The following is a 20,652-nucleotide window of genomic DNA, read 5'->3' on the forward strand; positions in this document are numbered from 1 at the left end:
CACCAGCTCAGTGTGAATCGGAGGCCGAAGGCCTCTGCAGATTGTTGAGGCGAGCGTAAAGACCGTCGCTGACCTTCGCAAGCGTCTCGTGATTGCCTTGCTCGACGACACGGCCCTGCTGCATGACGACGATCTTGTCGGCGCGCACCACGGTCGAAAGCCGGTGGGCGATGACAACGACGGTGCGTCCGGTCATCGCCTCGTCGAGCGCCTTCTGAACCGCCGCCTCGGATTCGGTGTCGAGGGCCGACGTCGCCTCGTCGAGAAGCAGGATCGGCGCATTGCGCACCAGCGCACGCGCAATCGACAGCCGCTGGCGCTGGCCGCCCGAAAGCGTCACGCCGTTTTCGCCGACGGCCGTCTCGTAACCCTGCGGCTGTGCCGAGATGAAGTCATGCGCATAGGCAAGCCGGGCCGCTTCTTCCACCTCGGCATCCGTCGCCTCCGGCCGGCCGTAGCGGATATTGTCGCGGATCGTGCCCTCGAACAGATAGGGCTGCTGCGAGACATAGGCGAGCTGCTGGCGCAGCGACTTCTTGGTGATGTGGGCGATATCCTGCCCGTCGATCAGGATTTCGCCTTCGCGCGGATCGTAGAAGCGCGGAATGAGGCTGATGACGGTGGATTTGCCGGCGCCCGAGGGACCGACCAGCGCCGTGGTGGCGCCGCCCTCGGCGATGAAGCTCACGCCGCTGAGCACGCTCTCATTGCCGTAGGCGAAGGACACATTGCGGAATTCGATCCTCGCCTGCGTCACCGCCAGCGGCTTTGCATCCGGCAGGTCGCGCTGGCGCGGTTCCATGTCGAGCAGTTCGTAGATCATCCGCGCATTGACGACGGCACGCTCCATCTGCACCTGCAGGCGGGCAAGCCGGCGGGCCGGGTCATAGGCCAGCAGCAGCGCGGTCACGAAGGAGAAGAAGGCGCCCGGCGGCACATTGTAGTAGATCGAGCGGTAGGCGGCATAGGCAAGCACGCTGGCAACGGCAAAGCCTGCGAAACTCTCCGTCAGCGGAGAGGTGCGTTCGGACAGCCGGGCTATCCGGTTCGCCCGGTTTTCGGCGCCCGTGATGAGTTTGTTGACCTTGCGCTCCAGCTCCTCTTCCATCGTAAAGGCTTTGACGATGGCGATGCCCTGGATGGTCTCCTGCATGGCGCCGAGCACATGGCTGTTCAAATGCACCGCCTCGCGGGTCGCCGAGCGTAGCCGCTTGGAAACATAGCGCAGCGCATAAAGCAGCGGCGGCGCCATGATGAACACGGCAAGGCTGAGCAGCGGATCCTGGAGGATCATCACGCCGAGCAGCGAGATGAAGGTCAAGAGGTCGCGCACGGTCGAAGTGATCGTCAGGTTGAGCACGTCGCGGATGCCGCTGACGTTCTGGCTCACCTGCGCGGCGATATGGGCAGAGCGCGCCTCGCTGAAGAAGCCGACCGAAAGCGTCATCAGATGCGAATACAGCCGGCGCTGGTAACGCGCGACGATATTGTTGCCGACCTTGGAAAGCGCCACCGCCTGGCCGTAGCTCGCAAAACCACGCAGCACGAAGGCGATGAAGATCGAAAGACAGATGATCCAGACGACGTCGGCGCGGCGGTTGGCGAAGGCCTCGTCGATGATCGCCCGCATGATCCAGGCGGTAAACGCCGTCGAGAGCGCCACCACGATGAGACAGACAATCGCAAAGACATAGCCCCAGAGATGGTCGCGGCCGTTTTCAGCGATGATGCGCTTCAGGATGCCGGTTACGGTATCGCTGCTGACGCTCTGCGTTCTGCTTTCCGCCGCTTCCAAAAATGAGGTTTCCTGTCTCGGACCAAGCGCTCCGCGAAGGCGAGGCGCACTTTTGCCGGGGTCTATAAAGAGTTGGGACCGGTTTGGCTAGAGCGCCCAGGCGTCCGGATAGGACGCACCGGGGACGCTCTCTTTGCCGTGCGCGCCCGAGCCTAACGCCGCCAGCGGCGGCCCTCCGTCGAGACGCCGAAATTGGCCGGCATCCGGGCATAGGAGGAAAGCCCGGCAAGCGCTGCCAAGGGATGCGTCACCACATAGGTCGGGATGGTGCGAAGCAGGGCGGTATGCGGCGCCTTATCCTCGAAGGCCAAACGGAATTCCGGTTTCTTCAGCGCCGGGAGGATCTTCTGCGAGATGCCGCCCGAGAGATAGACGCCGCCGCGCGCCATGAACACCATCGCCATGTCGCCCGCCACGCGGCCGAGATAGGTGGCAAACAGCGAGACGGTCTCGACGGCCGCCTTGTCGCTGCCGGCAAGCGCGTGCGAGGTGATGTCGGCGGGATCCTTCATCGTCGGCTTGAGGCCGTCGACCACGCAGATGGCGTTATAGAGGTTGACGAGACCGCGCCCGCAGAGAATCTGCTCGGCCGAAACACGCCCCTCGATCGTCTCGATATGCGGGAAGAGCTGATAGTCGCGCTTGCTGCGCGGCCCGAGATCGATATGACCACCTTCGCCGGGAACCGGGATCCAGCTGTGCTGGGCATGCACCAGCCCGCCGACGCCGAGGCCGGTGCCCGGTCCGAGCACGACGCGCGACGCGATCATGTCGCCGGTGGCGTCGCCGATGCGTTCGCGGTTCTCGTCCGAAAGGGCGGCGACGGCCAGCGCTTGCGCCTCGAAATCGTTGACGACGAGCACGTCCTCGATGCCGAGGCCTTCGATCATCGTCTTTGGCCGCACCACCCAGTCGCAATTGGTCAGCGGGATCTCGTCGTCGTTGATCGGGCCGGCGACGGCAAGGATCGCCGAGCGCGGCTGCACGGCTGTTTTGTCGAGCACGCCTTTCTGGATCGCTTCGTCGATGGTGGTGAAATCAGCCGTGCGCACGTTCGGAAACTGCTTCGGCTCGGCATAGGCATCGGTCAGGATGGAGAAGCGGGCATTGGTGCCGCCGATATCGCCGATCAGGATCGGGAAAGGCAGCGGAGCGGTGCTGTTGTTCGGTTTTGGCATGGCCGGTTCCGTGCTGATCAGGCTTCGAGTGTGGGAAGAAGTTTTATAGCGGTCGCGTGGTTGAGCGCCATCGGAATATCGTAAACGATGGCGAGCCGCATCAGCGCCTTAACGTCGACATCGTGTGGCATCGGCGTCAAGGGGTCGACGAAGAAGATCAGGGCGCCGACCTCGCCGGTCGAAATCAGCGCGCCGATCTGCTGGTCGCCGCCGAGCGGTCCGCTTTTTAGCCTCGTGACGTCGAGATCGGGGGCGGCGTCGAGCACCCGCCCGCCAGTCGTGCCGGTGGCGACGATCTTCCAGCGGGAGAGAATGTCCCGGTTGGCGCGGGCGAAGTCCGCCATGTCGTCCTTCTTCTGGTCATGCGCAATCAATGCAAGGCATTTACCGCCGGCCATCAACCCCTCCGCCCAAGCAATTCAATCGATTTGACCGCTTCTATACCAAGAATTTGCGATTTGAAAGACAAGGCGCCGGTGCTCCTTATTGGATCGCCGGCTTGTCGTTCGGAACCGGGCCGACATCGGGCAGTTCTCCGTCGGCATCGGCAGCGGGCTCCGCTGCCGGAGCGGCGGTGAGGGCGCTTGCGGCCGAAGGCCCGCCATAGGTGGCGGCCTGCATCGAGGCGACGGAAGCGGCATCGAGCACGGCGGCGCAGGCCTTCGGCAGGTCGGAGACCATCATCTCGCGCGGCGGCTTCGGCGGCTTGGCGCCGGGCTTCGGCGGTTTCGGCGGCGCCCAGGGCGCCGGCGTGAACCACCAGGCGAGCGACTTGTCGCAGCCGTCGCCGGCGGCAACAGGGGGCTGCGGTGTGCATCCGGCCGCGCCGGCCGGGCATTTGATGCGGATGTGGAAATGCGAGTCATGGCCGTATTCCGGCCGGAGCTTGCCGAGATTGGTGCGGTCGCCCGTCCAAGTATCGCACATCTTCTTCTTGATCGCCGGATTGACGAAGATACGCTCCACCTCGGGATAGCTTGCCGCCAGCATCAACAGCCGCGCCCGCGATGGCGTCCACACCTTGGGGTCGACGGTCAGGAACTTGTCCTTCTGCAGCATCGAGGTGAAGGGCAGATCCTCGCGCTCCTGCGCCGTCATGCGGCGCGCCGGCATCGGCGTAAACCAGACATCGGCATCGAGGCCGATCTGATGCGAGGCGTGACCGTTCAACATCGGCCCGCCACGCGGCTGCGCGATGTCGCCGACGAGCAGGCCCGGCCAGCCGGCATATTTGGCGCCATCCTCAGAAAGACGCTCGAGCAACGCGATCATTGCCGGATTGCCCCAGCGGCGGTTGCGCGAAAGCCGCATTGCCTCCCAGGTCGGTCCGTCGGTCGGCAGCGCCACCGCACCCGTCATACAGCCTTTCGCGTAAAACCCGATTGGCTGCGCCGGCCCCTGCGTCGGCAGGCCGACGGCGCCGAACTGCCCCTTGGCGCTGCCCGGGCTCGGGGTCTTCTGCTCCGCGCCGACGTCGCCGGCGGCAAGGCTTGCGCCGATTGCGCCGGCAAGCGTCAGTTTGCCGAATGTCCTGAAAGCCTGAGCGAAGCCGAAAGCCATACTATTCCCTTGAACCGCTGCCGAAGTGATTTGCGATCGAATCTATCGTGAAAAGCGATTTTGGTGAATCGATGATTTGGCGGGTAGGCGCAGGATGCGGTGGTGACAGATCAACGTGGCGGCTCAGGGGGCTCGAAGAGGCGACGCCTTGACGAGGACCCAATGGCTCAAAATTTCGCGCACCCGGCAAAAACCAAACTCTCTCCTGTTTTTCGCCCGTATTTTTCGTATTGTCGAACCCATCAATAATCAGGGGAAAGCGTGAATGGCGGCTCTGTGGTCGAAGATCGGTTTGTTTCTATCGCTTGCGGGCGTGCTCGTTCCGCTCTCGTCGATGGCTGAGGATCAGGAGTTCCGCATCGGAAGCTCGGTCGTCAGCGGGATGAAGTACAAGCCGGGCTTTGCGCATTTCGACTACGTCAATCCCGATGCTCCGAAAGGCGGAGACCTGCGCCTCTCCGCAAGCGGCGCCTTCGATACCTTCAACCCGCTGCTTGCCAAAGGCCAGGCGGCAGTGGGCTTGACGCTCGTTTACGACACGTTGATGAAGCCCGCCGACGACGAGCTCCTCGTCTCCTACGGTCTGCTTGCCGAGGGATTGTCTTTTCCCACCGACGTCTCGAGCGCGACCTTCCGCCTGCGCAAGGAAGCGAAATGGGCGGATGGTCAGCCGGTAACGCCCGAGGATGTCATCTTCAGTCTGGATAAGACGAAGGAACTAAATCCCCTCACGGCAAACTATTACCGCCACGTTGCGAAGGCCGAAAAGACCGGCGATCGCGACGTAACCTTCACCTTCGACGAGAAGAACAACCGGGAGCTCCCGAATATTCTCGGCCAGTTGGTGATCGTGCCGAAACATTGGTGGGAGGGGCAGGGACCGGACGGCAAGCCACGCGATATCTCAAAGACGACCCTCGAGCCCGTGATGGGTTCTGGACCCTACAAGATTGCTGCCTTCTCGCCGGGCGCGACAATCCGCTATGAGCTACGTGACGACTATTGGGGCAAGGACCTCAATGTGAATGTCGGCCAAAACAATTTCCGCAACGTTATCTACACGTATTTCGGCGATCGGGATGTCGAGTTCGAGGCCTTTCGCGCCGGCAACAGCGACTACTGGCAGGAAACCACGGCTGCCCGTTGGGCGACGGGATATGATTTTCCCGCGGTGAAGGAAGGACGTGTGAAAAAAGAGGAGGTTGCAAACCCGCTGCGCGCCACCGGCATCATGCAGGCTCTCGTGCCCAACATGCGACGTGACCTCTTCAAGGACATCAGGGTCCGCGAGGCGCTGAACTATGGTCTGGATTTCGAAGAGTTGAACCGCACCGTTGCCTTTAACAGTTACAAACGCATCGACAGCTATTTCTGGAATACCGAACTCGCCTCCTCCGGCCTGCCGCAGGGTAGAGAACTGGAAATTCTGCAGGGCATGAAGGATAAGGTGCCCGCAGAAATCTTCACCACGCCCTATACCAATCCCGTCGGCGGCGATCCGCAGAAGAGCCGCGATAACCTCCGCAAGGCGATTGCGCTTTTCAAAGAAGCCGGCTGGGAGATCAAGGGCAATCGCATGGTCAACCCCAAGACCGGCCAGCCGATGAGTTTCGAGATCCTGTTGTCGAGCCCCATGTTGGAGCGCTGGGCGGTGCCCTATGCCAACAATCTCAGGAAAATCGGCATAGATGCGCGGATCCGGACAGTCGACGCCTCGCAATCTGTCAACCGTGAACGCAGCTTCGACTACGATATGATCTGGAATGTCTGGGCGGAGACCATGAATCCGGGCAACGAACAAGCCGACTATTGGGGATCCGGTTCGGTCAATCAGCAGGGTTCCCGCAATTATGCCGGCATTGCCAACCCCGCCGTTGATGAGCTCATTCGCATGGTCATCTTTGCGCCGAACCGAGAGGAGCAGGTCGCGGCGATCAAGGCCATGGATCGCGTATTGCTAGCAAATCACTACGTCATCCCGCTGTTTTACCGTAATACCTATAACATCGCCTATTGGAACACGGTCACGCATCCGGCCGAGTTTCCGGCTTACGGCCTTGGCTTCCCGGATGCCTGGTGGTCCACCTCGGCAAAATGAGCGGGCTTGCAATGCAGGGGCCCTCGGCTCCAAATGGCACAAGCGAATCACGACAAGCCGGCAGGACCGGCAAGGGAAGGCTGGCGGATTGAGCGGCATGAGACTGGACGGCAGGCACACAAGAAAAACATTCCCGGAGGCTGAAGGCTGATGGGCGCCTATATCCTTCGCCGCCTGCTTCTGATGATCCCGACCATCGTCGGCATCATGGCCATCTCTTTCATCGTCATTCAGTTCGCCCCCGGCGGTCCCGTCGAGCAGGTGATCGCCCAATTGACCGGCCAGGCCGACAGTGCTGACCAGCGCCTGTCCGGCGGTGGTGATCTTCTCGGCGGCGGCGGCAGTGACGAAGGCTCCAGATATCGCGGTGCCCAGGGGCTCGATCCGGAACTGATTGCCAAGCTCGAAAAGCAATTCGGCTTCGACAAGCCGCCACTGACCCGTTTCGGCGAGATGATGTGGAATTACATCCGCTTCGATTTCGGCGAGAGCTTCTTCCGCAATACCTCGGTGCTCGAACTCGTCAAGGAGAAGCTGCCGGTGTCGATCTCGCTCGGCATCTGGATCCTGATCTTCTCCTATGCCATCTCCATCCCGCTCGGCATCCGCAAGGCGGTCAAGGATGGATCGACCTTCGATGTCTGGACGTCGGGCGTCATCGTCGTCGGCTATGCCGTGCCGAGCTTCCTCTTCGGCATTCTGCTGATCGTGCTTTTCGCCGGCGGCTCCTTCTACGACTGGTTTCCGCTGCGCGGCCTGGTTTCGGACAATTTCGACCAGCTGGCCTGGTGGCAGAAGCCGCTCGACTATTTCTGGCACCTCACCTTGCCGCTGATCTCGCTTTCGCTCTCCGCCTTCGCGACGACGACGCTGCTCACCAAGAACTCCTTCATCGAGGAGATCAAGAAGCAATATGTCGTCACCGCCCGCGCCAAGGGCCTGAACCAGCGGCAGGTGCTCTACGGCCATGTCTTCCGCAATGCTATGCTGATCATCATCGCCGGTTTTCCCGGCGCCTTCATCTCCGCCTTCTTCACCGGCTCGCTGCTGATCGAAAACATCTTCTCGCTGGATGGCCTCGGCCGCCTCGGTTATCTCTCGGTCGTCAATCGCGACTACCCGATCGTCTTTGCCACGCTCTACATCTTCTCGCTGCTCGGCCTGGTCGTCAGCCTGATTTCCGACCTGATCTACACCTGGATCGATCCGCGCATCGATTTCGAGCGGAGGGATGTCTGATGGACGCCGCCGCAAATCCCGCCGTCACGACGCCGGTCAAGCCGCCGCGCAAGGGTCTGCTGTCGCCGACCAACATCCGCCGCTGGCAGAATTTCCGGGCGAACGGCCGCGGTTACTGGTCGCTGTGGCTGTTCCTGCTGCTGTTCGTCCTCAGCCTGTTTGCCGAATTCCTCGCCAATGACCGGCCGATCATTGCCTCCTACAAGGGCGAAATCCTGTTTCCCGTTTTGGTCGACTATCCCGAGGAGAAGTTCGGTGGCTTCCTGGCCGAGACCGACTACCGCTCCTCGATCATCGCCGATGAGATCAATGCCAATGGCTGGATGATCTGGCCGCCGATCCGCTATTCCTACCGCTCGGTCAATTCCAACATTCCGCATTCGGCCCCCACCGCCCCCTTCTGGCTGATGACCAAGGAGGAGCGCTGCGCCGGTTATCCGCAAGGCGTGAACGATCCGGATTGCACGCTCGGCAATCTCAACTGGCTCGGCACTGACGATCAGGCGCGCGACGTGCTGGCCCGCGTCATCTACGGTTTCCGCATATCCGTGCTCTTCGGCCTGGTGCTGACCATCTGCTCGGCAATCATCGGTGTGACGGCAGGCGCGGTGCAGGGCTATTTCGGCGGCTGGACCGATCTGCTGTTGCAGCGCTTCATCGAGATCTGGTCGTCGATGCCGGTGCTTTACATCCTGCTGATCATCGCCGCACTGCTGCCGCCCGGCTTCTTCGTGCTGCTCGGCATCATGCTGCTCTTCTCCTGGGTCGGCTTCGTCGGCGTCGTGCGCGCCGAATTTCTGCGCGCCCGCAATTTTGAATATGTCCGCGCCGCCCGCGCGCTCGGCGTCAATAATCGCACCATCATGTGGCGCCACCTGTTGCCCAATGCCATGGTCGCGACGCTCACCTTCCTGCCCTTCATCCTCTCCGGCTCGATCACCACGCTGACTTCGCTCGATTTCTTGGGCTTCGGCATGCCGCCGGGCTCTCCTTCGCTCGGCGAGATGATCGCCCAGGGCAAGAGCAACCTGCAGGCGCCCTGGCTCGGGCTGACGGCCTTTTTCGCCATGTCGATCATGCTGTCCCTGCTGATCTTCATCGGCGAAGCCGTGCGCGATGCCTTCGATCCGAGAAAGACGTTCCAATGAGTGACATGACAGAAACGCTGCTCTCCGTCCGCGATCTCTCGGTTGCCTTTCACCAGGGCGGTGAGACTTCGCTGGCCGTCGATCACATCTCCTTCGACATCGCCAAGGGCGAGGTCGTGGCGCTCGTCGGCGAATCCGGTTCCGGCAAGTCGGTTTCGGCCAATTCGATCCTGCGGCTTCTGCCTTATCCCTCGGCAAGCCATCCCTCCGGTGAAATCCTGTTCAAGGGCAAGGACCTGTTGAAGGCGTCGGAGCGGGCGTTGCGCGAGGTGCGCGGCAACGACATCACCATGATCTTCCAGGAGCCGATGACTTCGCTCAATCCGCTTCATTCGATCGAAAAGCAGATCGCCGAAATCCTGGCGCTGCACCAGGGCCTCACCGGCCAGCCGGCGCGTGAGCGCGTGCTGGAATTGCTGAACCAGGTCGGAATCCGCGAGCCGGAAAAGCGCTTGAAGGCCTATCCGCATGAACTGTCAGGCGGCCAGCGCCAGCGCGTCATGATTGCCATGGCACTTGCCAACCGGCCGGAATTGCTGATCGCCGACGAGCCGACCACGGCACTCGACGTTACCGTGCAGGCGCAGATCCTTGAGCTGCTGCGGCAGTTGAAGGCCATGCACGGCATGTCGATGCTGTTCATCACCCATGATCTCGGCATCGTCCGCAAATTCGCCGATCGCGTCTGCGTCATGACCAAGGGCAGGATCGTCGAAACCGGAACCGTCGAGGACGTCTTCACCAACCCGAAGCACGAATACACCCGCCACCTTCTCGCCTCCGAACCGCGCGGCGAGCCGCCGCTGGCCGATCCGTCGAAGCCGGTGGTGATGGAAGGGTCTGACATTCGCGTCTGGTTCCCGATCAAGGCTGGGTTGATGCGCCGTGTCGTAGATCACGTCAGGGCGGTCGACGGCATCGACCTTTCGCTGCGCGCCGGCCAGACGCTCGGCGTCGTCGGCGAATCCGGTTCAGGCAAGACCACGCTCGGCCTGGCGCTCACCCGGCTGATCTCCTCGCAAGGGCGGATCGCCTTTGTCGGTAAGGATATAGCCGGCTATTCGTTCAGCGAGATGCGGCCGCTGCGCAACCAGCTGCAGGTGGTCTTCCAGGATCCTTATGGATCGCTCAGTCCGCGCATGTCGGTCGGCGATATCGTCGCCGAAGGGTTGAAGGTGCATGAGCGCGCACTGACATCGGAAGAGCGGGACCAGCGCGTCTGCTGGGCGCTGGAGGAGGTGGGTCTCGATCCCATGACCCGCTGGCGTTATCCGCACGAGTTCTCCGGCGGCCAGCGCCAGCGCATCGCCATTGCCCGGGCCATGGTGCTGAAGCCGCGCTTCGTCATGCTCGACGAGCCGACCTCCGCGCTTGATATGAGCGTGCAGGCCCAGGTGGTCGATCTGCTGCGCGATCTGCAGCAGAAGCACGATCTCGCTTATCTCTTTATCAGCCACGACCTGAAGGTGGTGAAGGCGCTCGCCAACGACGTCATCGTCATGCGTTTCGGCAAGGTGGTGGAACAAGGACCGTCCGCGGAAATCTTCCGTGCGCCGAAGGACGATTACACCAGGGCGCTGATGGCCGCCGCCTTCAACATCGAGGCGGTGCCGACGCCCGCCGTGCAGCAGTAAAGTTGATCATGCCCACACCTCCTCCCGTTCTCGTCGATATCAAGTTCAATCCGGAAGGCGTCGCCCGCGTTTTGAAGACGGCCTTTGCCGATCGCGGCAGCGTCAATCTCGCCGATCCCGCCAACGGGAAGCGTGATCTCAGCCGTCTCGAATACGCGCTTGTCTGGAAGCCGGACGCCGACCTTTTCGCGCGGGCGCCGAACCTCAAGGCGATTTTCTCGGGCGGCGCCGGCGTCGACCATATTATCGGCATGGACGGCCTGCCCGAGATCCCGATCGTGCGTTTCGTCGACCGCAGCCTGACGACCCGCATGAGCGAATGGGTGGTCATGCAATGCCTGCTGCATCTGCGCGGGCAATATGCCCATGACAGCCATCAGCGGCGGCGTGAGTGGGCCAAGCTGACCGCGCCGGAAGCGGCGGAGGTCACGGTCGGCGTCATGGGTCTCGGTGTTCTCGGGCTGGATGCGGTCGCCAAGCTGAAGGTGATGGGTTTCAACGTCATCGGCTGGTCGCGCACCCGCAAAGACATCGACGGCGTCGAAACCTTCGATGCCGGCGGGTTGGACAGCTTCCTCGGCAAGACCGACATCCTCGTCGGCCTGCTGCCGCTGACGCCGGAGACGACGGGATTCTATGATAGCGGGCTATTCAAAAAGCTCCGCAGCAACGGCGCGCTCGGAATGCCGGTCTTCATCAATGCCGGCCGCGGCAAGAGCCAGGTCGAGGCCGATATCGTTTCCGCCATCCGCAGCGGTACGCTGGGCGGTGCTTCCCTCGATGTCTTCGAGGTGGAGCCGCTTGGCCCCGACAACCCGTTGTGGGAATTGGAGAACGTCTTCATCACGCCGCACGACGCGGCAGTCTCTGAAGAAAACGCGCTATTCCGTCATGTCGAGGCGCAGATCGCCCGTTTCGAGCGCGGCGAGCCGCTGCAATTCGTGGTCGACCGCGCCGTCGGCTACTAGAGCCTTTCCGGGTTAGATTGAAGCATTCTGCCGGGCATCTTTGCCCTGACGCAAAGATGCCCGGCCCACCGGCCGCACCGCTTCGCCATGCGAAGCGACTAGCGCGTCCGGCGATTTTAAGTCTTGCAGATTTGCCAGGCAAATCTGCGGGAGGGTTGGCTGAAACGGGCCGGCTGATCGACCGGCCGGCTTGGCCGTAGAGCTGGGCTACGACGCGCGCCGGCCGGTCGACCATCCGACTCCGTTTGAGCCAACAGAATGCTGCAATCTAATCCGGAAAGGCTCCAAAACCCCGGGGGAACCTTCCCGACACCCACCCGTTTCTTCTGCGGAATTCTTTGGGGCCGGATCGGCCCGTCAAGGCAGCGGAAGGAGACGATGATGGCGCATCAGACGGAAACACGCTGGGAAAAGTCCGACGGCAAGCTTCATCGCGAAGAGCAGATCCCGCCGGTGAAGGCAAGGCAGGGGCGGACGGGTTATCGCGTCCTGCTGGTGCTGCTTGCCGCACTGGTGCTCGCTTTCGTGGTCTGGATACCGGTTGAGATCTGGGGCAAGCGCGAAGCAAATGAGGTGGCGCCACAGCAGCCCGGCCAGCAGCTACAGTCGCAGCGGCCTGATGCGGCGCCTGCGCCAACGCTCCAGAACGGCATTGCGGTTCCCACAGAGACTGAGAATACCGCCCCGGCCGCCTCCGGCGTCACGCCTGCAACCCCGGCTCAACCTGCCGCGCCGGCGCAATGAGCGTCGGCAGATGATTTCCCGCATCCCGCCGCCGTACCGCGGCGGGATGTTTATTGATTTGTCTGGACTTTCTCTGCCGATTTTTCGATAAGAAGGCGCACGAGCCGGTTTCGTGTGCCGGCCCCGCACTTGGCAGCACTCGGGAACTTGGCAGCACCTGACCGGAGTGGACAGGGGCAGGAATCTCATGGCCAGGACCGATATCGCAAGACGCGTCTACAATCACGCTTGGAAGCTCGATCCGATCGTCCGCAGCCTGATCGATACCGACTTCTACAAGCTGCTGATGCTGCAGATGATCTGGAAGCTCTATCCCGACGTGAACGCGTCCTTTACCCTCATCAACCGCACCAAGCGCGTGCGCCTCGCCGATGAGATCGACGAAGGCGAATTGCGCGAACAGCTCGATCACGCCCGCACGCTGAAACTCTCCAAGAAGGAGATGATCTGGCTGGCGGGTAACAGCTTCTACGGTCGCGCCCAGATCTTCGAGCCGGAATTCCTCGCCTGGCTTTCCAACTTCCAGCTTCCCGAATACGAGCTGTCGAAGAAGGACGGGCAATATGTACTGGATTTCCATGGGGCCTGGAAGGAAACCACCATGTGGGAGATCCCGGCGCTTGCCATCGTCAACGAGCTCAGGTCGCGCTCGGCGATGAAGGCGCTCGGTCCCTTCACCCTCGATGTGCTCTATGCCCGCGCCAAGGCGAAGATGTGGTCGAAGGTCGAACGGCTGAAGGAACTGCCGGGCTTGCGCATCTCCGATTTCGGCACCCGCCGCCGTCACAGTTTCCTCTGGCAGCGCTGGTGCGTCGAGGCGCTGAAGGAGGGCATCGGCCCGGCCTTTACCGGCACCAGCAACGTATTGCTGGCGATGGATTCCGATCTCGAAGCCGTCGGCACCAATGCCCACGAGCTGCCGATGGTGGCTGCCGCCCTTGCGCAAACCGACGAGCAGCTGCGCAATGCGCCCTACAAGATCCTGCGCGACTGGAACAAGCTCTATGGCGGCAACCTGCTGATCGTACTGCCGGATGCTTTCGGTACTGCTGCTTTCCTGCGCGACGCGCCGGAATGGGTCGCCGACTGGACCGGCTTCCGTCCGGACAGTGCCCCGCCGATCGAAGGCGGTGAAAAGATTATCGATTGGTGGAAGAAGATGGGTCGCGATCCGCGCCAGAAGCTGCTGATTTTCTCCGACGGCCTCGATGTCGACGCTATCATCGATACCTACCGGCATTTCGAAGGCCGCGTGCGCATGAGCTTCGGCTGGGGCACCAACCTGACCAACGATTTTTCCGGCTGCGCGCCGACCGAAATTTCCGGCCTCAACCCGATCTCCATCGTCTGCAAGGTCAGCGACGCCAACGGCCGCCCGGCGGTGAAGCTCTCCGACAATCCGCAGAAGGCGACCGGCGAACCGGCAGAGGTCGAGCGCTATCTGAAATTCTTCGGCGCCGAAGACAGGATCGATCAGACCGTTCTGGTGTAGGTCCGCGACGAGGCGCCGCCCTCCCGTGGCGCATTGCCATGTCCCGCCATCGCATCCTCGATCGACCAGCCGAATCGCCAGGCGTCGAACATCGAGTACCATTCCTGGAAATCGGCAATCGGCAGGACATCCGGTTTCGACATCGGATTGTCGTCCAGGCTGCGGCCGCGCGCGCGGTCCCGCACGCCACGCTCCTGCATCTCCAGCAGATTCTCGAACATTATCACCCCCCGGGTCCTATCCGATAGCTTTATGCAAGCATGCTAATAAAGCATTGTCGAGTCCGGATTCGATAATTCGGGTTTTTCACAGGATTAGCCCCAATGCGCTAATTCAGGGGTGACCGGCCCCGGTACCATCCCATGTCGGTCAGACAAGGGAGCTTGCTGGCGCCTGAAAGCCGCTCGGGCGTTTCGGCATCATGCTCCACAAACACCTTGTGACGGGGAGGCTCGGCTTCCTGGCTGGGGTCCGCCGCCAAGCCTCCCGGCTGGCCGACCTTGAACAAGCCGGCAGCGCCGACACGTTGCCGCGTTCCGGCCGGTGCGATCCAACCAAGATGTCATCGATGGCTAACGGCCGGTTAATATCCACCGGACCTGTTCCGATCCAGTGCATCCTGCATCGTCGGCCGGCAGCGTCCCTCGGCTTTTCAGGCCGCCAGTCTGCGAAACCGGGTTCTGATCCGGTCGAGGTAATAGTGGCCGGGAGACGGCGCTGCCGTCATCGCATGGACTTCCGAGGAGGGAACGCCCGCAAACAGACGCTCCTCGCCATTCTTGAAACAAATCCTGAGCCGCCCGTCGTCCTGGCTGAAATAGACGGATTTGATGATCTTCGACTTTATCGAAAGTTCTTCCACCTGTTTTACCTCTGTTTTTTGGTTTGGCAGAACCTAAACCCAAACGTGCAAAGACACGGTGAAGCCGCATGGTAAAAAATCAGGAATCTTGCGAGAGTCGTCACCTCAGGGTTCGCTTGATCCCCCTTCCCTGCACAAACTTGGTGGAACAGACTCGGGCGTTTGACAGCGTGATCTTTTAATGACGATATCTTCGATCCAGAGGCGAGGGATGGCAGGGGTGCAATGCTAGGTGAAACGATTTCCTTTATAAGACGTAATCTGTCTTTTGCGTGTGTTTTTGTTGCAATCGGTTGCGCGGTCGTCGCTTTTGAGGATTACAGCGGTCGAGGCGGCAGTAGTTCGACGCGGTATTTTATTGTTCTCTATTTTGGATATTGCGTTCAGAGTGCAATATTAAATGGAGACGGGAAAGTATTAGGCCTCAACAGCGGAGGCATGGGCGGCATCGGTGGCTACATCTGGAAAAACCTGCTCATCATGCTCGCCGTGATGGGAGTCGGGGTCGGCCTCCCCATCGCATTGGGTGCCGCGTCCTTTTCGAGGGACGTATTCCTGCTCCTATGCCTTGCGGTGATTGCAATCGTCTATCCGCTGCTCCTTGCCCTTGTCGGAACTTGGCCCACTGCCGGAATTGCGGGTTCGAAGAGCGGGCTTGCCGATGCTTTGAGCAGGGGACGATATGGTTTAGTTCCGACCTTTCTGCGCCTGTTTGCCGGTCTTGTTCTTCCCTTCGTTGCTGCCTTCATATTGATAACGGCAGCGGCATCGATGTCATACGAAGCCGATAGCGTCTTTCAGGGCGGAAAACTAAACCTGATCGCTTTGGCGTTGCTGGTGATCTCTCAATCCGCGTCGACATTTGGAATATGCTATGTTTCAATTGTTCTGGCTCGCAAATTCCAGATTTCCGAAAGAGGGCCTCTAGGGGGTGCCGTCTCAGCGGCAAATGTCTCGGAGGTATTCGAATAGAGTCTGGCTGTCCTCACGCTGATCCCTCCGGTCGCATCGGCGACCGTCCGGTTAATTAGCTTTCGGCCGCTCAAGTCGCCTTCCCACTTTCAGCCTGGTGTCGATCACTACTGCCCGTGGTTGGAAGGGAACAGGTTCCTTCTGACGCACAGCTACGGGTCGTTGATCGCCGTGGATCTCGGCCGGGGTGCAGAGTTTCGGCTGCCGCATGCAATTGGATTCTTGCGAGAGATTTGAGGGCCTCGCTAAAGAGAGAAAGCAGCAATGGTTTTAACGAAAATGGCGGACAGGGTGGGATTCGAACCCACGGTACGCTTTCACGTACACACGCGTTCCAGGCGTGCGCCTTAAACCACTCGGCCACCTGTCCTTTTTTGGCGTTCGCGCCCGGAGAGGAGCAAATCGTCGGAACGGCGCGATATATACCGATGAATTTTTGTCGATCAACCGAAATCTAACAGTTTTTTGACTTCTTCCGATAAAACTCGCCTCCGCCCGTCCATTGTGCTTCACCTCAGCGACGACTATGTAATTCTCAAGGTGGAGAATGGCGCGGCCGGCCGGGATTGTCCGGCAAATCGAAGCGTCGGAGGAATTGATGCGTTTCCTGTTGCGTCTGGCGAGTCTTGTCGCGCTTGCGGCGGCCGTTATTGCCGGGACCATCGATTCGATCCAATCGGTTGCGGCCTCCGCCGTGGTGATGACGCCGATCTCCGATGCCTGGCAGGATGTCAGCCCGGCAACCCTGACCTCGCTGCAATCCTCGCTTTCCTATTATATCCACCCGCGTTTCTACACCTTCATCTTCCAATGGCTGATGCTCCAGCCGGCCTTTGCGGTTTTCCTGGTGATCGCGCTGCTTCTCTGGATGATCGGCTACAAGAAGCCGCCGGTGACCGGTCGTTTCACGGCATAGGGGTCGCTTTATCGCATAGGGAAGCGGATTTTGCCGCCGCGGCCCGGCCGGGATCCGATCGGCGTCCAATGTTTCCATAAGCCCCCACATGGCTGTCGGATTGGCTGGAATTTTGGCATCCAGGCGGCAGAAACGTCTAAAAATCAGCCCCGACGAATGGATTTTCGGCAATCCCTGCAAATCTTTACCGCCTGAAAAATTTCTGGTGAATTTTTCCGTGAGCCATGCAAGGATGCGCGCAGCCAGGCCTCCGGGGGGAGGTCGGTGGTTCCGCAGACATGTCCGAAAAGGGCTTGCGGGAGGACCCCTAACGAATAGCAACAACAGGGCTGCACAATGAAAAAATCCCTTCTCACTCTCCTTGCCGTGGCTGCCATGTCGACGACGGCGCTTGCCGCCGATGTCAAGCCGGCGCTGGTTTACGGCACCGGCGGGAAGTTCGATAAGTCTTTCAACGAAGCGGCCTATAACGGCGCCGAAAAATTCAAGGCCGAGACCGGCATCGCCTATCGCGATTTCGAGCCGACGGGCGACACCCAGGGCGAACAGGCCATCCGCAACTTCGCAAGCCGCGGTTTCAATCCGGTGGTTGCCGTATCCTTCGCCTGGACTTCGGCGATCGAGAAGGTCGCGGCTGAGTTCCCGGATACCAAGTTTATCATCGTCGACTCCGTCGTCGACAAGCCGAACGTCCGCTCGGTGGTCTACAAGGAAGAAGAAGGCTCCTACCTCGTCGGCATTCTCGCCGGCATGGCATCGAAATCAGGCAAGGTCGGCTTTGTCGGCGGCATGGATATTCCGCTGATCCGCAAGTTCGAATGCGGTTACGAGCAGGGTGCGCGCGCTGCCAAGGCCGATGTCGAAGTTTTCCAGAACATGACCGGCACCACGGGCGCGGCCTGGAATGACCCGGTTCGCGGCGGCGAACTCACCAAGAACCAGATCGACCAGGGCGCCGATGTCATTTACGCGGCAGCCGGCGCCACCGGCCTTGGCGTTCTGCAGACTGCCGCCGACAACAAGAAGCTGTCGATCGGCGTCGATTCCAACCAGAACCATCTTCATCCGGGTTCGGTCCTGACCTCGATGGTCAAGCGCGTCGACCTCGCCGTCTACAACGCCTATAACGACACCAAGAACGACAAGTTCACCGCTGGTGTCCAGGCGCTCGGCGTCAAGGAAGACGGTGTCGGTGCTGCGATCGACGACAACAACAAGTCGCTGATCACGCCGGAAATGCAGGCTGCCGTCGACAAGGCCAAGGCCGATATCATCGCGGGGACCGTCAAGGTTCACGACTATACCTCGGACAATGCTTGCCCGAAGTGAACCGCGCCCTGATGTAATCGACGATTGAGATCGGGCGTATGGCGGAGGGGATTTTCGCCATACGCCCTTTTCTTATTTGGAGCCTGCTGTGACAGATAAGCCCGCTATCGAGCTTGTCGGCATCGATAAGAAATTCGGTGCCGTCCATGCCAACAAGGACATCAACCTTACCGTTGCCAAGGGGACGATCCACGGCATCATCGGCGAAAACGGCGCCGGCAAATCGACGCTGATGTCGATCATCTATGGTTTCTACCATGCCGACAGCGGCGAGATTCGCGTCAACGGCAATCCGGTCACCATCCGTGACAGCCAGGCGGCGATCGCCACCGGCATCGGCATGGTGCATCAGCATTTCATGCTGGTCGATAATTTCACCGTGCTTGAGAACATCATGCTCGGCGCTGAAGGCGGCATGCTGCTGGCGAGAGGCGTGGCCTCGGCCCGTGCCGAACTCAAGCGGCTGGAAACGGAATACGGCCTCGAGGTCGATCCGGACGCGCTGATCGAAGAGCTTCCGGTCGGCCTGCAGCAGCGCGTCGAAATTCTGAAGGCCATGTATCGCGGCGCCGAGATCCTGATCCTCGATGAGCCCACGGGCGTGTTGACGCCGGCTGAAGCCGATCACCTTTTCCGCATCCTCAAGGTGCTGCGCGACCAGGGCAAGACGATCATCCTCATCACCCACAAGCTGCGCGAGATCATGGCGATCACCGATACGGTTTCCGTCATGCGCCGCGGCGAGATGGTCGCCACCCGCAAGACGGCGGAAACGACGGTGGAGGAGCTTGCCGAGCTGATGGTCGGCCGCCGTGTGCTGCTGCGCGTGCAGAAGGGTGAAGCCAACCCGGGCGCCGCCGTGCTCTCCGTCCGCAACCTCTCGGTCAAGGACAATCGCGGCGTCACCATGGTCGACAATGTCTCCTTCGACGTGCGCGCCGGCGAGATCGTCGGCATTGCCGGTGTCGCCGGCAACGGCCAGTCCGAATTGCTGGAAGCGATTGCCGGCATCCGCAAGCCGGCCTCCGGCGAAATCCTTCTCGACGGCCAGACGATCGACAAGGCAGATCCCGCCCGCCTGCGCGAACTCGGCCTCGCCCATATTCCCGAGGACCGTCATCATATGGGCCTGGTTCTGAAGTTCGAGGAATATGAAAATTCCGTGCTCGGCTACCATCGCCGCCCGGGCTACGGCAAAGGCCCGTTGCTCGATCTCGAAGCGATCCGCAAGGATGCGATGGAGAAGATCGAAAAATACGACATCCGCCCGCCGAACCCGCGGCTGAAGACGGCGAATTTCTCCGGCGGCAACCAGCAGAAGATCGTCGTCGCCCGCGAGATCGAACGCGACCCGAAGATGCTGATCATCGGCCAGCCGACCCGCGGCGTCGATATCGGCGCCATCGAATTCATCCACCGCCGGATCATTGAAATGCGCGACGCCGGCAAGGCGATCCTGCTCGTCTCCGTCGAACTCGATGAAATCCGCTCCCTTTCAGACCGTATCCTTGTCATGTTCGCCGGCCATATGGTCGGCGAGAAGACGCCCGATGCCGGTGAACAGACCCTCGGCCTGATGATGGCCGGCATTGCCGCGTGAGGCCTTTATGAGCACTGCTTCCGTTCCGCTACCAAACTGGATCAACTACGGTCTGATCCCGCTTTTGAACCTTGTCGTCGCCTTCCTGATCTCAGGTTTCGTCGTCTGGCTAATCGGCGAAAGCCCGCTTGCCGCCCTCTCGTTGCTGATCGAGGGCGCCTTCGGCAGCGGCGAAGGTATAGGCTTCACGCTCTACTATGCGACGAGTTTCATCTTCACCGGCCTGTCCGTCGCCGTTGCCATCCATGCCGGCCTCTTCAACATCGGCTCGGAAGGTCAGGCCTATATTGGCGGGCTTGGGTGTGCGCTGGTGGCGCTGGCGCTTGACAATTATGTGCCCTGGTATGTGACGATGCCGATCGCCGTTATCGGCGCAGGTATCTTTGGCGCAGCCTGGGCCTTCATTCCAGCTTTCCTGCAGGCAAAGCGCGGCAGCCACATCGTCATCACGACGATCATGTTCAATTACATCGCAGCTGCCCTCATGGTCTATCTGCTGGTGCATGTGCTGATCGTGCCGGGCAAGATGGCGCCGGAAACCCGCACCTTCCTCGAAGGCGGACAGCTTCCGAAGCTCGGCTGGGTCATGACGATGTTCGGAGCCAAACTGGGCGCCGCCCCGTTCAACGTCTCCTTCATCATCGCGCTGTTCGCCGCCTGGTTCGTCTGGGTGCTGGTCTGGCGCAGCAAGCTCGGCTTTGATATGCGTACGCTGGGCATGAGCCCGACAGCCGCCGACTATGCCGGCACGCCCCATGCGCGCACCATCATCATCGCCATGCTGCTCTCTGGCGCGCTCGCCGGCATGATGGCGCTCAATCCGGTCATGGGCTCGTCGGCCCGTCTGCAGGTGGAGTTCGTCGGTGGCGCGGGCTTCGTCGGCATCGCCGTGTCGCTGATGGGACGAAACCATCCGCTCGGCATTATCTTCGCTGCGATTCTTTTCGGCGTCCTCTATCAGGGCGGTGACTGGATCTCCTTCGAAATGCCCAACATCACCCGCGAGATGATCCTCGTCATTCAGGGTCTGGTGATTCTGTTTGCCGGCGCGCTTGAATATATGTTCCGCCCGGCAATGGTGCACATCTACCAGCAGTTCAAGCGAGCCTGAGGAGCG

18 protein-coding genes and 1 tRNA gene are annotated in these 20,652 nt (G+C 60.9%); 12 read left to right on the forward strand and 7 right to left on the reverse strand.

The features are described from left to right. Positions 1 to 7 precede the first annotated feature (7 nt). The 4 genes from QMO82_RS23850 to mepA form a co-directional block, all read right to left on the reverse strand. Positions 8 to 1,795 (reverse strand): ABC transporter ATP-binding protein, encoded by a 1,788-nt coding sequence (locus QMO82_RS23850; RefSeq protein WP_097617195.1) that lies wholly within the window; start codon positions 1,793 to 1,795, stop codon positions 8 to 10. Between the two features lie 152 nt (positions 1,796 to 1,947). After that, positions 1,948 to 2,973: a glucokinase gene (locus QMO82_RS23855; RefSeq protein ID WP_183610006.1), complete on the reverse strand. Its 1,026-nt coding sequence runs from the start codon at positions 2,971 to 2,973 to the stop codon at positions 1,948 to 1,950. Between the two features lie 17 nt (positions 2,974 to 2,990). Beyond that, a complete protein-coding gene (locus tag QMO82_RS23860; protein ID WP_097617193.1) occupies positions 2,991 to 3,371 on the reverse strand; it encodes a methylglyoxal synthase in 381 nt (126 codons plus the stop codon). Positions 3,372 to 3,456: 85 nt separating this feature from the next. Continuing rightward, positions 3,457 to 4,533, reverse strand: a complete 1,077-nt coding sequence (gene mepA, locus QMO82_RS23865) for a penicillin-insensitive murein endopeptidase (RefSeq protein WP_183610007.1) — start codon at positions 4,531 to 4,533, stop codon at positions 3,457 to 3,459. 265 nt (positions 4,534 to 4,798) lie between these two features. Between mepA and QMO82_RS23870 the strand changes: the two genes are divergently transcribed. The 7 genes from QMO82_RS23870 to pncB all read left to right on the forward strand — a co-directional run bounded on the left by QMO82_RS23870 (position 4,799) and on the right by pncB (position 13,856). Further along, positions 4,799 to 6,631 carry an extracellular solute-binding protein gene (locus QMO82_RS23870; protein WP_183610008.1) on the forward strand — a complete coding sequence of 611 codons (1,833 nt, stop codon included), beginning with the start codon at positions 4,799 to 4,801 and terminating at the stop codon, positions 6,629 to 6,631. 150 nt (positions 6,632 to 6,781) lie between these two features. Continuing rightward, positions 6,782 to 7,870 (forward strand): microcin C ABC transporter permease YejB, encoded by a 1,089-nt coding sequence (locus QMO82_RS23875; RefSeq protein WP_183610009.1) that lies wholly within the window; start codon positions 6,782 to 6,784, stop codon positions 7,868 to 7,870. Beyond that, positions 7,870 to 9,018: an ABC transporter permease gene (locus tag QMO82_RS23880; RefSeq protein WP_183610010.1), complete on the forward strand. Its 1,149-nt coding sequence runs from the start codon at positions 7,870 to 7,872 to the stop codon at positions 9,016 to 9,018. Before QMO82_RS23875 ends, QMO82_RS23880 begins: the two co-directional genes overlap by 1 nt. Further along, a complete protein-coding gene (locus QMO82_RS23885) occupies positions 9,015 to 10,652 on the forward strand; it encodes an ABC transporter ATP-binding protein (RefSeq protein WP_183610011.1) in 1,638 nt (545 codons plus the stop codon). The genes QMO82_RS23880 and QMO82_RS23885 overlap by 4 nt, the downstream gene beginning before the upstream one ends. 8 nt (positions 10,653 to 10,660) lie before the next feature. Then, positions 10,661 to 11,620 carry a glyoxylate/hydroxypyruvate reductase A gene (locus QMO82_RS23890; RefSeq protein ID WP_097617313.1) on the forward strand — a complete coding sequence of 320 codons (960 nt, stop codon included), beginning with the start codon at positions 10,661 to 10,663 and terminating at the stop codon, positions 11,618 to 11,620. 378 nt (positions 11,621 to 11,998) lie between these two features. Further along, positions 11,999 to 12,364 (forward strand): hypothetical protein, encoded by a 366-nt coding sequence (locus QMO82_RS23895; protein ID WP_183610012.1) that lies wholly within the window; start codon positions 11,999 to 12,001, stop codon positions 12,362 to 12,364. A gap of 187 nt (positions 12,365 to 12,551) precedes the next feature. After that, positions 12,552 to 13,856, forward strand: a complete 1,305-nt coding sequence (gene pncB, locus QMO82_RS23900) for a nicotinate phosphoribosyltransferase (protein WP_183610013.1) — start codon at positions 12,552 to 12,554, stop codon at positions 13,854 to 13,856. Here pncB and QMO82_RS23905 read toward each other — a convergent pair. Both QMO82_RS23905 and QMO82_RS23910 read right to left on the reverse strand, forming a co-directional pair. Further along, positions 13,838 to 14,077 (reverse strand): CrpP-related protein, encoded by a 240-nt coding sequence (locus QMO82_RS23905; RefSeq protein WP_097617186.1) that lies wholly within the window; start codon positions 14,075 to 14,077, stop codon positions 13,838 to 13,840. The genes pncB and QMO82_RS23905 overlap by 19 nt on opposite strands. Before the next feature lie 431 nt (positions 14,078 to 14,508). Next, complete coding sequence (locus QMO82_RS23910; RefSeq protein ID WP_183610014.1) at positions 14,509 to 14,718, reverse strand: KTSC domain-containing protein; 210 nt, start codon at positions 14,716 to 14,718, stop codon at positions 14,509 to 14,511. Positions 14,719 to 14,943: 225 nt separating this feature from the next. Here QMO82_RS23910 and QMO82_RS23915 point away from each other — a divergent pair, with 225 nt between their 5' ends. Next, entirely contained in the window at positions 14,944 to 15,690 is a 747-nt protein-coding gene (locus QMO82_RS23915; RefSeq protein ID WP_183610015.1) for a hypothetical protein, read from the forward strand. Between the two features lie 280 nt (positions 15,691 to 15,970). Here QMO82_RS23915 and QMO82_RS23920 read toward each other — a convergent pair. After that, a tRNA-Ser gene (locus QMO82_RS23920) sits at positions 15,971 to 16,060 on the reverse strand. 228 nt (positions 16,061 to 16,288) lie between these two features. On the opposite strand from QMO82_RS23920, the gene QMO82_RS23925 reads away from it, so the two are divergent. From QMO82_RS23925 to QMO82_RS23940, 4 genes are all read left to right on the forward strand, one after another. Next, entirely contained in the window at positions 16,289 to 16,606 is a 318-nt protein-coding gene (locus QMO82_RS23925) for a hypothetical protein (protein ID WP_183610016.1), read from the forward strand. Between the two features lie 336 nt (positions 16,607 to 16,942). Next, positions 16,943 to 17,935, forward strand: coding sequence for a BMP family protein (locus QMO82_RS23930; RefSeq protein WP_183610017.1), 993 nt, complete (start codon positions 16,943 to 16,945; stop codon positions 17,933 to 17,935). Between the two features lie 88 nt (positions 17,936 to 18,023). Further along, a complete protein-coding gene (locus QMO82_RS23935; protein ID WP_183610018.1) occupies positions 18,024 to 19,535 on the forward strand; it encodes an ABC transporter ATP-binding protein in 1,512 nt (503 codons plus the stop codon). Positions 19,536 to 19,542: 7 nt separating this feature from the next. Then, positions 19,543 to 20,646, forward strand: a complete 1,104-nt coding sequence (locus tag QMO82_RS23940; protein WP_183610019.1) for an ABC transporter permease — start codon at positions 19,543 to 19,545, stop codon at positions 20,644 to 20,646. Positions 20,647 to 20,652: the final 6 nt, after the last annotated feature.

Origin of the sequence: Rhizobium sp. BT04, assembly GCF_030053135.1 — a bacterium.
GTDB classification, from domain to species: Bacteria; Pseudomonadota; Alphaproteobacteria; order Rhizobiales; family Rhizobiaceae; genus Rhizobium; species Rhizobium binxianense.

Coding starts and splice junctions, on each gene's coding strand:
- QMO82_RS23860 (WP_097617193.1), bottom strand. CDS start 3,371: ATGGCCGGCGGTAAATGCCTTGCATTGATTGCGCATGACCAGAAGAAG.
- mepA (WP_183610007.1), bottom strand. CDS start 4,533: ATGGCTTTCGGCTTCGCTCAGGCTTTCAGGACATTCGGCAAACTGACG.
- QMO82_RS23885 (WP_183610011.1), top strand. CDS start 9,015: ATGAGTGACATGACAGAAACGCTGCTCTCCGTCCGCGATCTCTCGGTT.
- pncB (WP_183610013.1), top strand. CDS start 12,552: ATGGCCAGGACCGATATCGCAAGACGCGTCTACAATCACGCTTGGAAG.
- QMO82_RS23890 (WP_097617313.1), top strand. CDS start 10,661: ATGCCCACACCTCCTCCCGTTCTCGTCGATATCAAGTTCAATCCGGAA.
- QMO82_RS23940 (WP_183610019.1), top strand. CDS start 19,543: ATGAGCACTGCTTCCGTTCCGCTACCAAACTGGATCAACTACGGTCTG.
- QMO82_RS23880 (WP_183610010.1), top strand. CDS start 7,870: ATGGACGCCGCCGCAAATCCCGCCGTCACGACGCCGGTCAAGCCGCCG.
- QMO82_RS23925 (WP_183610016.1), top strand. CDS start 16,289: ATGCGTTTCCTGTTGCGTCTGGCGAGTCTTGTCGCGCTTGCGGCGGCC.
- QMO82_RS23915 (WP_183610015.1), top strand. CDS start 14,944: ATGCTAGGTGAAACGATTTCCTTTATAAGACGTAATCTGTCTTTTGCG.
- QMO82_RS23895 (WP_183610012.1), top strand. CDS start 11,999: ATGATGGCGCATCAGACGGAAACACGCTGGGAAAAGTCCGACGGCAAG.
- QMO82_RS23875 (WP_183610009.1), top strand. CDS start 6,782: ATGGGCGCCTATATCCTTCGCCGCCTGCTTCTGATGATCCCGACCATC.
- QMO82_RS23930 (WP_183610017.1), top strand. CDS start 16,943: ATGAAAAAATCCCTTCTCACTCTCCTTGCCGTGGCTGCCATGTCGACG.
- QMO82_RS23870 (WP_183610008.1), top strand. CDS start 4,799: ATGGCGGCTCTGTGGTCGAAGATCGGTTTGTTTCTATCGCTTGCGGGC.
- QMO82_RS23855 (WP_183610006.1), bottom strand. CDS start 2,973: ATGCCAAAACCGAACAACAGCACCGCTCCGCTGCCTTTCCCGATCCTG.
- QMO82_RS23905 (WP_097617186.1), bottom strand. CDS start 14,077: ATGTTCGAGAATCTGCTGGAGATGCAGGAGCGTGGCGTGCGGGACCGC.